This window comes from Nocardiopsis sp. iso_186 (assembly GCF_056173365.1).
The window spans coordinates 385,477-397,599 of sequence record NZ_CM149670.1; the positions used below are offsets into that span (position 1 = coordinate 385,477).

Consider the following 12,123-nt stretch of genomic DNA (forward strand, 5'->3'; position numbering starts at 1 on the left):
TACGCTGATCGCCATGAGCAGACCCGGACCACTCCAGACACCCACCGAGTCGCAGAGCGTGCTGTCGAGCAGGCCCTTCCGGCGACTGTGGACCTCGCTGGCGCTGTCCAGCCTCGGCGACTGGCTCAGCCTGCTCGCCCTCGTGTCGCTCGCCGCCATCCTCACCCAGGACAGCGGCCCGACCGCCCAATACTTCGCGATCAGCGGCGTGATCGCCCTCAAACTGCTGCCCGCCGTCCTGCTCAGCCCGGTCGCGGACGCCCTCACCGATCGCCTCGACCGGCGCCTCACCATGGCCGTCGCCACCGTCGTCCGGGGTCTGCTCTACCTCTCGATCCCGCTCGTCGGCCGCCTCGACTGGCTGCTCATCGCCAACTTCCTCGCCGAGTGCGTCGCGCTCTTCTGGGGACCGGCCAAGGACTCCGCCGCCGCCGACCTGGTCCCCCAGGACAAGCGTCGTCAGGCCGACCGGGCCGGTCTGCTCGCGGCCTACGGCTCCGCGCCGGTCGCGGCACTGCTGTTCGCGGTACTGTCCGCGCTCAGCCTGACCCTGGGCGGACTTCTCCCCGTCCTGGGCGCGACGGCAGCCGACCTCGCGCTCTACGCGGGCGGCGTCACCTTCCTCGTCGCGGCCTCCGTCGTCTGGGGCGTCCCCGTTCCCGAGCGCACCGACCACGACGAGGAGGACGGCCAGCGTTCCCTGCCGCGCGTCCTCTGGGACGGCGTGCGCTTCTCGGGAACCACGCCGCTCGCGCGCGGCCTGCTGCTGGGGATGCTCGGCGCGTTCGCCGCCGCCGGAATGGTCGTCGGCGTGGCGCGTGTCCTCGTCGCGGGCCTCGGTGCGGGCAACGCCGGCTTCGCGGTGGTCTTCGGCGCACTGTTCGCCGGCGCGCTCGTCGGCCTGGCCACCGGGCACAGGCTGGTGCGGCGGATCAGCCGCCGCCGGCTGTTCGGACTCGCCCTGGGAACGTCCGGCATCGCCCTGCTGGTGGCCGGTTTGGTCCCCGACCTGGTCCTGACCGCGGTCCTCGTCGCCGTCGCGGGCCTCGGCGCGGGTGCGGCCTGGCGGATCGGGCTGACCCTGCTGGGCGACGAGCTCGAAGAGGACATCCGCAGCCGCACGTTCGCCTTCCTGTATGCCGCCGCCGGGGTCAAGCTCCTGGCCGCGGCGGTCGTCGCCCCGCTGCTCGCCGCGCTCATCGGTTCGCACACTCTCGCCGTGGGCACACTCGCCTACGACTTCCGCGGAGCCGACGGCGTCCTGCTCATCGCCGCCGTGGTGCTGCTGGTCGTGGCCTTCGTCGCCCAGCGCCAGGTTGACGACGAACGCGACGTGTCCCTGCTGGCCGAGGTCACCGCGGCGTTGCGCGGCGCCCCCGCCCGCCCCGACCCCGCCCTGACCACGCACCGCGGACTCTTCCTGGTCCTGGAGGGCGGGGAGGGCGCCGGCAAGTCCACCCAGACCCGCCAGCTCGCCATCTGGCTGCGCGAGGAGGGGTTCGACGTGTTGACCACCCGCGAGCCGGGCGCCACCAAGGTCGGCATGCGACTGCGCGCGCTGCTGCTGGACAAGGAGAACACCGGAATGTCGCCGCGGGCCGAGGCGCTGCTCTACGCCGCGGACCGCGCCGAGCACGTCAACTCCGTGATCCGTCCCGCACTGGAGCGCGGTGCCATCGTGATCAGCGACCGGTACGTGGACTCCACCCTGGCCTACCAGGGAGCGGGCCGGGAACTGGTCGGCGACGAGATCAAGGCGCTCAACGGCTGGGCCACCGGTGAACTGGTCCCCGACCTCACCATCCTGCTCGACCTGCCGGTGGGGCAGGGGATGCAGCGCCACGGCCGCCCGGCCGACCGGTTGGAGGCCGAGCCCGACGAGTTCCACGAGCGCGTCCGCAAGGGGTTCTCGGCGCTGGCCGAGCGCGAGCCCGAGCGTTACCTGGTGCTGGACGCCCAGGACGCCCAGGCGACCATCACCCGGGCCATCCGGCGCCGGGTCCGCCCCCTCCTGCCCGACCCGGTGCCCGGGGACGCGGAGGAGATCACCGGAATGATCCCCATCATCCGCGACTGATCCGGCGCGCCCGCTCCCGCCCGCCCCGTGGCCAGGCCACGGGGCGGGCGTCTTCGGGTAAAGGGCACGATCACGTCGTGACGATCGCGTGGAGCGCGCACCCGATGTCCTCCGGGACTCCTATGCTTGGCGACGATGAGCGTCTTCGACGACCTGGTGGGCCAGGACACGGTAATCGAGCAGTTGGCCTCGGCCACGCGAGCGGCCGACACGCTGCTCGCCGGTGGCGACGGCGCGGGGATGACGCACGCCTGGCTGTTCACCGGCCCGCCCGGTTCGGGGCGTTCGGAGGCCGCCCGGGCCTTCGCCGCCGCGCTGCAATGCCCCGACGGAGGGTGCGGGCACTGCGACTCCTGCCACCAGGTGCTCACCGGTACCCACGCCGACATCCTGTACGTACGGCCCAGCGGCCTCAGCTTCGGCGTGGACAAGACCCGCGACCTCGTCCTGCGTTCGGCGTCCAGGCCCACCGGCGGCCGGTTCCGGATCGTGCTGTTCGAGGACGCCGACCGTGCCACGGAGGCCGCCTCCAACGCGCTGCTCAAGGCGGTGGAGGAGCCCTCCCCGCGGACCGTGTGGCTGCTGTGCACGCCCACCGCCGAGGACCTGCTCGTCACCATCCGCTCCCGCTGCCGCCTGGTGACCCTGCGGACCCCCACCACACAGGCCGTGGTGGACGCGCTGATCAGCCGCGAATCGGTCGCCCCCGACCTCGCGGCCGAAGCGGCCCGTGCCGCCGCCGGGCACTACGAACGCGCTCGCGGGCTGGCCACGGACCCCGCCGCCCGCAAGAGGCGCGAGGAGGTGCTGGCCATCCCGGCCCGCCTGGACGGGATGGGCGCGTGCGTCACCGCCGCCGCCCGCCTCTACGAACTCGCGGAGGCCCAGGCCAAGGAGACCACGGGTGCCCTCAACGAGAAGGAGACGGCCGACATGAAGGCCGCCTTCGGGGAGGGCTCCACCGGCAAGGGCGTCGCCAAGGCCGTGCGCGGTGCCGCCGGGGCGCTCAAGGACCTCGACGAGCAGCAGAAGCGCCGGGCCACCCGGATCAAGCGCGACACCTACGACCTCGCCCTCATGGACCTCGTCGCCTTCTACCGCGACACCCTCGCCGTCCAGATGGGTGCGCGCGTGCAGTTGCCCACGGGCGACCGCGAGTCCGACCTGCGCCGCATCGCGAACGGCTCCACGCCGGAATCCACCCTGCGCCGCATCGACGCGATCATGGAGTGCCGCCGCCGCATCGGCGCCAACGTGCACCCCCAGATCGCCATGGAGGCGATGACCGCCGCGCTGTACCTGGGATGACCGGGGCATCCGCCCCGGTGCCCTCGGGCGCCGCGCATGACATGGAACGGGAAACCGCCGCGGTGCGCCGGTGACCGGGCCGATCCGGACCGACCTTTGAGAGTGGGAGTCCCGTGAAGACGACGGTTGGGATCGCCGGTGCGCTGGCGGCCGTGCTGTTCGCGGCAGCGTGCGCGTCGGGCGGTCCGGAGGGGGGCGGTCCGGCACAGGAGCCGCTCGCGGCCTTCTACGACCAGGAGATCTCCTGGTCGGACTGCGGATCGGGTTTCGAGTGCGGGACGTTCGAGGTGCCGCGTGACTACACCGACCCCGATGGCGCGCGCCTGGAGATCGCCGTCAAGCGGCTGCCCTCCGACGGCGCGGACCGGATCGGGTCGCTGGTGATCAACCCGGGCGGCCCCGGAGGCTCGGGCATCGGCTACGTCAGCGCGGCCACCAGCGTGCTCAGCCAGCAGCTGCGCGACCGCTTCGACGTCGTCGGCTTCGATCCGCGCGGAGTCGGCCAGAGCAGTCCCCTGTACTGCCTGGACGCGGGCGAACTCGACGACTACCTCGGCCTGCAGGTGGCGAGCCGCGACGGCGACGGCGACCTCGCCGAGGTGACCGACGCGGGCCTGGACGAACTCGCGGAAGCCTCGCGCGGGTTCGTCGAGTCCTGCCAGGAGCGCTCGGGCGACCTCCTGCCGCACGTGGGGACCGCCAACGTCGCCCGCGACATGGACGTGCTGCGCGCCCTGCTGGGCGACGACGGCCTCAGCTACCTCGGCAAGTCCTACGGCACCACGATCGGCGCCTACTACGCCGAACTGTTCCCGAACCGGGTGCGCACCCTCGTCCTGGACGGAGCGGTGGACCCCGACATGGACCAGCTGGAGGGCAGCGTCCAGCAGGCCGACGGCTTCAACACCGCGCTCACCGCCTTCGTCGAGGACTGCCTGACCCAGTCGGACTGCCCCCTGGCCGACGGCCCGGACACCACCCCCGAGGAGGCGGTCAACCGCCTCCTCGGGCTCTTCGAGAAGGCCGCCCGCGAGCCGTTGAGCAGCAGCCTGGGCGACGGACGCGAGGTGAACCGGCCCCGCCTGGAGTCCGGTGTCCTGGCGGCGCTCTACAGCGAGTCGTACTGGCCGAAGGTCCGCTCGGGCCTGACCGACGCCTTCGCCGGCGACGGGACCGCGCTGCTCAAACTCGGCGACATGCTCTACAGCCGGGGGGACGAGAAGGCCTTCGAGAACTCCACCGCGGTCCTGGTCGCGGTGAACTGCGCCGACCGCGTCAGCCCGCGCGACATCGGGGTCTACCAGCGCGCCGCGGTCAAGGCCGGGGAGGACTCCCCGGTGTTCGGGCCGGCCCTGGCGTGGAGCGCGCTGCCGTGCGCCTACTGGCCCGAGGACGCGATCGCCCCGCCGCTCGTGCTCGACGGGGACGGGGCGCCGCCCATCCTGGTCGTGGGGACCCTGCGCGACTCGGCCACGCCCTACCGCTGGGCGCAGAACCTGGCCGGTGACCTGGAGTCGGGCGTGCTGCTGACCTGGGACGGCGACGGCCACACCGCCTACCGGGTCGGCGACCGCTGCGTTGACGAGGCGGTGGACACCTACTTCCTGGAGGCCGTCCCGCCCTCCGAGGGTGCGGTCTGCGACCTGTGACCCGGCCGGGGCGGGGCGGGGGAGTGGCCCCGCCCCGGCCGGTTTCGGGAGGGAGCGGGTGGAGGGCGCGTGGCCGGACGGGGCGGCTGCCGTGGCGGGGCGTGCGTTTCACCCATGCCAACAGGCACGCTAGAATGATGACCGCCTCGCATGAGGCCAAGCCGCCTTAGCTCAGTCGGCCAGAGCGACGCACTCGTAATGCGTAGGTCAAGGGTTCGATTCCCTTAGGCGGCTCAGAGGAACCCCGGGTCACGTAGTTCGTGGCCTGGGGTTTTCTGTTGCTCGGGATGTGACGTGTCAGGCGCAGAGCCCTCATCAAGGACTCAGACATCAAGCTGTCCCCGCGCTGGCCCGGGCTGGTGGTCAGCAGCAGGGGACGCCTGCGCTGACCGGCGAGCAGGTGGATCGTGATGGTCACCCTTCCCCGGGAGCGCCCCAATGCTTGGCTACCGTCCGGTTTCTCCCGTGCCGTGTCCCCTTCTTCGCTCCCACTTCCAAAAAGCAGCCCCTAGAGCTGAGGAATGATGTCGATATCACGAGATTCTCCCCAATTCTCGACGCCAGGTAGGATCAGGTCATGACCAGTCGAAACTCGACGACCCGGTCCGAGCTCGTCTACGAAAAGGTCCGCAGGGAGATCCTGCACGGCACGCTCCCACCCGGTTCCCGCCTGCGTTTCGTCGATTTGGCCAACCGCTTCACCGTCAGTCAGTCGGTGGTCCGCGAGGCTCTCATGCGTCTGGCCGAGCAAGGCCTGGCCGTGGCCCTGCCGCAGCAGGGCTTTCGAGTCCGCACACTGGACCTGGCCGACCTCCACGAGATCACCGAAGCCAGGATCGAGATCGAGGGCCTGGTCATACGCCTTGCGATCGCGCGCGGCGACCTTCAATGGGAATCCTCGGTCATCGCCGCGCACCACATCCTCGCCCAGACCTCCATGATGACGGAGACCGGGAAGACCAACGAAGCCTGGGCCGATGCGCATGAGGCGTTCCACGCAGCGATCCTGCAAGGCTGCGGGAACGGAACCCTCCTGTCCATCGCTACGTCTCTACGCGAATCCGCTTCGCTCTACCGCTGGTGGTCCGGGTCGATCACCCCGGACCCCGACCGCGACGTCGCCCTGGAGCACCGACAGATCCTGGACGCCGTGGTCGCCCGGGACGAGATGACCGCGATGTGCCTGATCGCCCAACACATCCAGCGCACCACCGACGCACTGAGCGCAGCAGCCGCTCCTCTCGAAGTGCACAACTGATCTTCGAACACATCCACGCGACGCCCACCGTCCTGCTCCAGGCGCGGAAAGGTTCTGACAGACGGCGTCAGCGGCCACGGCCCACCGGGGCCCACACCTCTGGGTACCGGTCTCGCGCAGGACGCGCTTCTGCGCGTTCGGTGGCCGCCTTCGGCGGCTGGTTCACGCAGCGGGCGTATCCGGCCACCATGAACGGTGCCGCGGAACCCGGTGCAGAAATGCCACGAGTTCCGCGGCACCGGGATCGCCAGCACCGGGTTTCACGGACCCACGATCGGTGCGTCCTCCTCGCCGGGCGGGCAGGGGAGGCCGATGGCCGCGCTCCCGGGAACGGACGGATGAGGGTTGACGGGCTGTGCACCCTCGCGTGAGGAGGTGTCCGCCCCCGGTGTTCGGCGCGGGCGGTCGCCTGGTGGCGGAGGTGCCCACGGAGGCAGAGCCCGTCCCGGCGGCTTGCCCGTGAGGACAGCACTCCGACGGCACGAACAGCCGAGGCGTGGGGGCTTGTGCGGCTGTCGGCCGACAACGAGTCGTACTGTGCGTCCGGCCCTCAGCTCGTCGTGGCGCGCCACGCGTTGTTGCTGGTGTGGTCACCGCCGAGCCAGCGGGCAAGGTCGGCGTGTGCCGTGCGGAGCCGTTCGGCGTTGATGCGCTCCATGTCGGGGTGGTTGACGGTGAACTCCAGTTGCAGCCCGTTCGGGTCCACTGTGTAGAGCGAGACGCAGTAGCCGTGATCGACCACGAACGTGCCGGGTTCCGCGTAGCCGGCCTCGGTGAGGCGCTCGCGGATGGCGTCCTGGGTCTCCTGCTCGACCTTCAGGGCGACGTGGCGCATCGGAGTGGGGGCGATCTCGGTATTGAATTCCTCCTGGGCCTGAGAGTCGCCCATCTGGAAGAAGGCCAGGGCGCTGCCGTCGGCCAGACCGTAGAAGGTGTGGGACAGCGCGTACTCGCGCCCGTTGATCGTCTCGATCTCGGTCCAAGTGGCGGTCAAGGGCAGGCCGATCACGTCCTCGTAGAACTGCCGGTTGACTTCCTGGTCGTCAACTATCCAACCGTAGTGGTGCAGGCGCAGCGGTAGTTGCGTGCTCATGGGATGGCCTCCGTCGGTCAAATGAAAAAAGACTGCTGTGGCTCGTCCTGCCGGGGCGCGGTGCGGGAGCAGGGGAAGCCCGCGCCGTTCTGGACGCCGATCGTGCGCGGTCCGTTGGGGAGCGTCGCCGGCGGCTGCGCCACGGTTGCGGTGTCGGTCTTGCGGTCCGGATCATGCGGGCCGCGCGTGGTGAAAACGACAGTGGCCCGGGTCCGGCGGTCAGTTCGACTGCCGGAGCCCAGGACCTTTCACCCCTGAGGTCTCCGACTTCGCCCAACTCTAAGGACCAAATTTCGAGAAGGCAATAAATTCTCTAGATTTTTGTGAATCTCGGCGATTGGGTCGCCTGTGTGCTTCCCGCAGGGGAGGACGGTGCGCTGTGGCCGCCCCCGCCCCGCGACGCCCGATGCTCCCGTTCCCCGGCCGACGCCGGCGCGCGGTCGCGGGGCGGCGGTGAATTCCTTCCGAGCGCCCCCGGCCGCATCACGGGGACGCCGGACTCGTTCGGTCCGGCACGAGGGCCCCGGCGTTTCACGCCCCGCCGCGTCAATCCCGGGCGCCGGCCCCCCGGGTGCTTAGGGTCGGGGGATGGGCATGCTCCTGATGCTGGTCGCTCTGGCCGCGGCGGTCCTGGTGCTGGGCGCCGGGGCGGCCGCCGTGCGGTGGTGGCCCCGGGGGCGCGTCAACGAACCCCCGCCGTTGCCCCCGCTGCCGACCGCGCCGCCACCGGCCCCTGAGGGGATCGGCGGCTACTGGCCGGTCGAGGCCCCCGCCGCGGAGCCGGGACTGCATCCGCGCACGCTCGCCCGGGTCCGGGCGATGCTGGAGTCGGGCCGCGACGGCGACGCCCTGCTGGCGGTCCGGGAGGACACCGGGCTGGGCCACGATCAGGCCCGCACGCTGGTCGAACTCGTCCGCCAGGGCCGCATTGGCTGATCGGGGAGTATGAAACCCCCAAACCTTCCGCAAAGCGGACACCTCGGCTATGGACGGGGCCGCTGTTGTTTCCTAGCGTCGGTCGCTATGGGGGTCGGGGCAGCGGGGCGGGCACACGTGTGCCGCCACGGCCCGGACGCGTCCGGGAAGCGGCCCGTCGGGGCCGGGAACGAAGGTGCGCATGGCCGGTCGAACCGCGTCGAACAGGCCGCCGGGACGGCATTCACTCAACGACGACAACCATCCTCGTTCCGAGGCGGAGCAGGCCCGGGCGCGGGTCGCCGCCGACAGCGGCAGGCACACGCGGACCCGGAGAGGGTCGCGTCCCGCGACGCTCTCCCCGTTCGCGATCGCCCCGGGCTCGACCTCCATGCCGAGCCCCGTGCGGGTGGTGGGCCGGGTGCTGCCCCGCCTCCTGCTCGGCGCGGCGCTGGCCGCGGCGGCCCTCTACGCGATGTTCTACGCCCTGGACCGTCGCTACTACGGGGTGTTCGCGACCGTCCCCGAGGCCGTCGGCGCGGGGACGCAGTCGCTGCTGGCCCGGGTCGTGCTGGCGTTGGCCCTGGTGGTCCCGGTGCTGGTGGTCGTGGCCGCGCTGGCCGCCACCGTCGCGGCATTGACGGGTAAGGGCGGTCGGACGGGACGGTTCCTGCGCGCGGCCACCGGCGACCGCCGGGTGCGGGCGGTGGTCGCGGCGCTGGTGACCGGTGCGGCTCTCGCCGGCATCGTGGCGGGGCTGGCGCCCACCCTCGGGGCGGTGACCGTCGTCGTGATCGGGGTGCTCCTGACGCTTCTCTGCTACCGTCCCGCCTACCTGCTCCTCAAACCGGGTTCGGCCGGGAACCTCCTCGTTCCGGCCGTCGTGGCCCTCGCCGTCCTCGGCGTGGGCGGAGTGGTGGTGGGGGCGGCCGACCGGGAGGCGCGCGAACTGCGCGCCAGCGGTCGGCCCGGCCCGGTCTCGGCCCTGCTCGGCGTGCCGCCGCGCCAGGTCACCGCGGTCAACGTGCGCGCGGGGCGGGGAGCACCCGTCGCGGACGGACGCACGCTGGTGCTGCTCGGCGCGGCGAGCGGCTCGTTCACGCTCTACGACTGCGCGCGTCAGGCGACGTTCAGCATGCCGGTGGGGCAGGTCGTCCTCGCCCGCGCAGCGGGGGGTTCGGCGGTCGCCACCTGTTGAGGCCGACGGCTAGGACGCCTGCGCGGGGCGTTCGGGCGACCGGTCGGCCAGCGTCGCGGCGATGCGGTCCAGGGACAGGTCGAGCACCCCGGCGAGCGCTGCCACGGTGAAGAAGGCCGGGGTCGCGATCCGTCCGGTCTCGATCTTGCGCAGCGTCTCCACGGAGACGCCCGCGTCCAGCGCGACCGTCGCCATGCTCCGGGGACCGCGCGCCGCGCGCAGCAGTCGTCCGAGGCGTTCGCCGCGCTCGCGTTCGGCCTCGCTCAGGGGAATCCGCACCATGACGTTATAGTAATGCCGGTATTTCTATTGGATCAGTGAAGGGGCGACATGGTCGAGCTGAGAACACCGGGGGAGATCGAGGCGATGCGCGCAGCGGGGCGCGTCGTGGCACGTGCGCTGCGCGCCGCCCGGGACCGGGCCGCGGTGGGCGCCACCCTGCGCGAACTCGACGAGGCGGCGGCCCAGGTCATCACGGAGGAGGGCGCCAAGCCCCTCTTCCTCGACTACCATCCCGCGTGGGCGCCGACCCCCTTCCCCGGTGTCATCTGCGCCAGCGTCAACGACGCCGTCGTGCACGGCATCCCCACCGATGACCGGCTGGCCGACGGCGACCTCGTCAGTATCGACTGCGGCGCGCTGCTGGACGGGTGGAGCGGCGACGCCGCCATCAGCTTCACCGTCGGCACGGCCGACCCGGCCGACACCGCGCTCGTCGAGGCCGCCGACGGCGCGCTGTGGGCCGGGATCGCCGAGGCCAGGCCGGGAGGGCGCCTCGGCGACATCTCGCACGCCATCGGCAGGGCCGCGCGAAAGGCCGGCTATGCCCTGCTCGCCGACCACGGCGGCCACGGGATCGGGCGCACCATGCACGAGGAGCCGTTCGTGGCCAACGACGGGAAGAAGGGCAAGGGCATGCGGCTGCGCACCGGCCTCGTCCTGGCGCTGGAGCCGATGCTCATCGCCGGCGGAAAGGGCGCCTACCGCCACGATCCCGACGGGTGGACGGTGCGCAGCGCCGGCGGCGGCCGGGCCGCGCACGTCGAGCACACCGTCGCAGTCACCGAGGACGGTCCGCTGGTGCTGACCGAGCCCTGACCCGGCCACCGTGCCGTCAGGAACGGTGCAGCACGTCACCGAGGCGGGGGAAGGCGCGCAGGTAGCCCTCCAGCAGGGTGCGGGCCGTGCCCACCGAGCCCACCAGGGGGTGGGTGGCGAAGGCGCGCAGCGCCGCGGTGCGCGAACCGGTCGCGACGGCGTCGAGAACCTCCCTGTCCACCGATTTCACCGTCCGCACCAGGGCGTCCTGGTGCGGGGTGAGCGCGTTCACGGCGAGGGGGCGGGCCCCTGAGGAGTTGACCAGGCAGGGAACCTCCACCACCGCCTCGGAGTCCAGGCCCCCGAGCGCCCCGCGATTGCGCACGTTCACGATCAGCCGGGTCGGTTCGTCCAGGGCGATGGCGCGCATCACGGCGAGGGCCACCTGCTCGTAGCCGCCGCCGTCCAGGTCGGCCTCCTCGCGTTCCACCCCGCCGGCCGCGCTGCGGTTGGCGGCCATGTAGGTCTCCTCCCGCTCCAGGCGGGTGCTGTCCCACAGGGCGTAGGCCGTCTCCGGGTGCGCGGCCGCCGCGGGGTAGAAGTCGCGCTGTTGGTCCACCAACTGCTCACCGCGCGTGGACCCGCCGTCCCGGGCCGAGCGCGCGACCGCCTCGTGCGACTCGTGGGCCATGTAGTAGTAGTGCAGGTACTCGTTGGGCAGCGACCCCAGCGCGCGCAGCCACTCGGCGCCGAACAGGCGCCCCTCCTCGAACGAGGTGAGGGCCCGTTCGTCGGCCAGCAGGTCGGGCAGCCGGTCCCGCCCGCCGGCGTGCAGGCCGCGCAGCCACCCCAGGTGGTTCAACCCGGCGTAGTCAACGTGGACCCGCGCCGGGTCCAGTCCCAGCGCACGGGCCGCGCGCCTTCCCAGGCCGACCGGTGAGTCGCAGATCCCCACCACACGATCGCCCAGCACTCGCGCCATCGCCTCGGTGACCAGGCCCGCGGGGTTGGTGAAGTTGACGACCCACGCGTCGGGGGCCAGACGCCGGACCGCGTGGGCCACGCCGATGGCCACCGGCAGGGTGCGCAGTCCGTAGCTGATCCCACCCGCGCCCACCGTCTCCTGGCCCAGGACGCCCGCGTCCAGGGCGACGCGTTCGTCCAGGACCCGTCCGGCCATCCCGCCGACCCGGATCGCGCAGAACACGATGTCGCATCCGCGCAGTGCGGCGTCCAGGTCCGACTCGGCGCGCACCGTCAACGGCGGTTCGCCGTGCACCGCCCGGTGGGTGTCGCGTTGGCGGTCCAGGACCGCGCCGATGGCGGCCAGTCGCTGGGCGTCGTCGTCGAACAGCACGATCTCGGTGACGGGTGCGTCGGCGCGCACCGAGTCGGCCAGGAGCGCCCGGTGCACCAATGGGACCCGGAATCCGCCTCCGCCGAGGATGGTCAGCCGCACACTCGTTCCCTTCCCTCGCCCGACTCGCGCCTCCCACGGTAGTGCGCCGCGCCTGCCGGGGCCGCCCCGCAGCGCGTCGTCGCAAGTCACGCGCTTCACGGCAGCGTTATCGGCGCCACCGTGCCACG

At 72.1% G+C, this 12,123-nt stretch carries 10 protein-coding genes and 1 tRNA gene; 8 read left to right on the forward strand and 3 right to left on the reverse strand.

From position 1 onward, the window contains the following. The first annotated feature begins 13 nt into the window (after positions 1-13). The 5 genes from tmk (at position 14) to AC0VYP_RS01755 (ending at position 6,292) form a co-directional block, all read left to right on the forward strand. A complete protein-coding gene (gene tmk, locus AC0VYP_RS01735) occupies positions 14-2,077 on the forward strand; it encodes a dTMP kinase (RefSeq protein WP_475472178.1) in 2,064 nt (687 codons plus the stop codon). A gap of 135 nt (positions 2,078-2,212) precedes the next feature. After that, positions 2,213-3,385 carry a DNA polymerase III subunit delta' gene (locus AC0VYP_RS01740; RefSeq protein ID WP_475472179.1) on the forward strand — a complete coding sequence of 391 codons (1,173 nt, stop codon included), beginning with the start codon at positions 2,213-2,215 and terminating at the stop codon, positions 3,383-3,385. A gap of 113 nt (positions 3,386-3,498) precedes the next feature. Beyond that, positions 3,499-5,034, forward strand: a complete 1,536-nt coding sequence (locus AC0VYP_RS01745) for an alpha/beta hydrolase (protein WP_475472180.1) — start codon at positions 3,499-3,501, stop codon at positions 5,032-5,034. 160 nt (positions 5,035-5,194) lie between these two features. Beyond that, a tRNA-Thr gene (locus tag AC0VYP_RS01750) sits at positions 5,195-5,268 on the forward strand. Positions 5,269-5,611: 343 nt separating this feature from the next. Beyond that, on the forward strand, positions 5,612-6,292 hold the full coding sequence (locus AC0VYP_RS01755) for a GntR family transcriptional regulator (protein ID WP_475472181.1): 681 nt from the start codon (positions 5,612-5,614) through the stop codon (positions 6,290-6,292). Between the two features lie 550 nt (positions 6,293-6,842). Here the strand turns inward: AC0VYP_RS01755 and AC0VYP_RS01760 are convergent. Beyond that, positions 6,843-7,385, reverse strand: coding sequence for a VOC family protein (locus tag AC0VYP_RS01760; protein ID WP_475472182.1), 543 nt, complete (start codon positions 7,383-7,385; stop codon positions 6,843-6,845). Positions 7,386-7,973: 588 nt separating this feature from the next. Here AC0VYP_RS01760 and AC0VYP_RS01765 point away from each other — a divergent pair. Together AC0VYP_RS01765 and AC0VYP_RS01770 are read left to right on the forward strand one after the other, a co-directional pair. Continuing rightward, on the forward strand, positions 7,974-8,321 hold the full coding sequence (locus AC0VYP_RS01765) for a hypothetical protein (RefSeq protein ID WP_475472183.1): 348 nt from the start codon (positions 7,974-7,976) through the stop codon (positions 8,319-8,321). A gap of 181 nt (positions 8,322-8,502) precedes the next feature. Next, positions 8,503-9,498 carry a hypothetical protein gene (locus tag AC0VYP_RS01770; protein ID WP_475472184.1) on the forward strand — a complete coding sequence of 332 codons (996 nt, stop codon included), beginning with the start codon at positions 8,503-8,505 and terminating at the stop codon, positions 9,496-9,498. Positions 9,499-9,507: 9 nt separating this feature from the next. Here the strand turns inward: AC0VYP_RS01770 and AC0VYP_RS01775 are convergent, their stop codons facing one another. Continuing rightward, a complete protein-coding gene (locus AC0VYP_RS01775) occupies positions 9,508-9,780 on the reverse strand; it encodes a helix-turn-helix domain-containing protein (RefSeq protein WP_475472185.1) in 273 nt (90 codons plus the stop codon). 48 nt (positions 9,781-9,828) lie between these two features. Between AC0VYP_RS01775 and map the strand changes: the two genes are divergently transcribed. Next, positions 9,829-10,596, forward strand: a complete 768-nt coding sequence (gene map, locus AC0VYP_RS01780; protein WP_475472186.1) for a type I methionyl aminopeptidase — start codon at positions 9,829-9,831, stop codon at positions 10,594-10,596. Positions 10,597-10,612: 16 nt separating this feature from the next. On the opposite strand, the gene AC0VYP_RS01785 is transcribed toward map, so the two are convergent. Next, positions 10,613-11,995 (reverse strand): 6-phospho-beta-glucosidase, encoded by a 1,383-nt coding sequence (locus AC0VYP_RS01785; protein ID WP_475472187.1) that lies wholly within the window; start codon positions 11,993-11,995, stop codon positions 10,613-10,615. Positions 11,996-12,123: the final 128 nt, after the last annotated feature.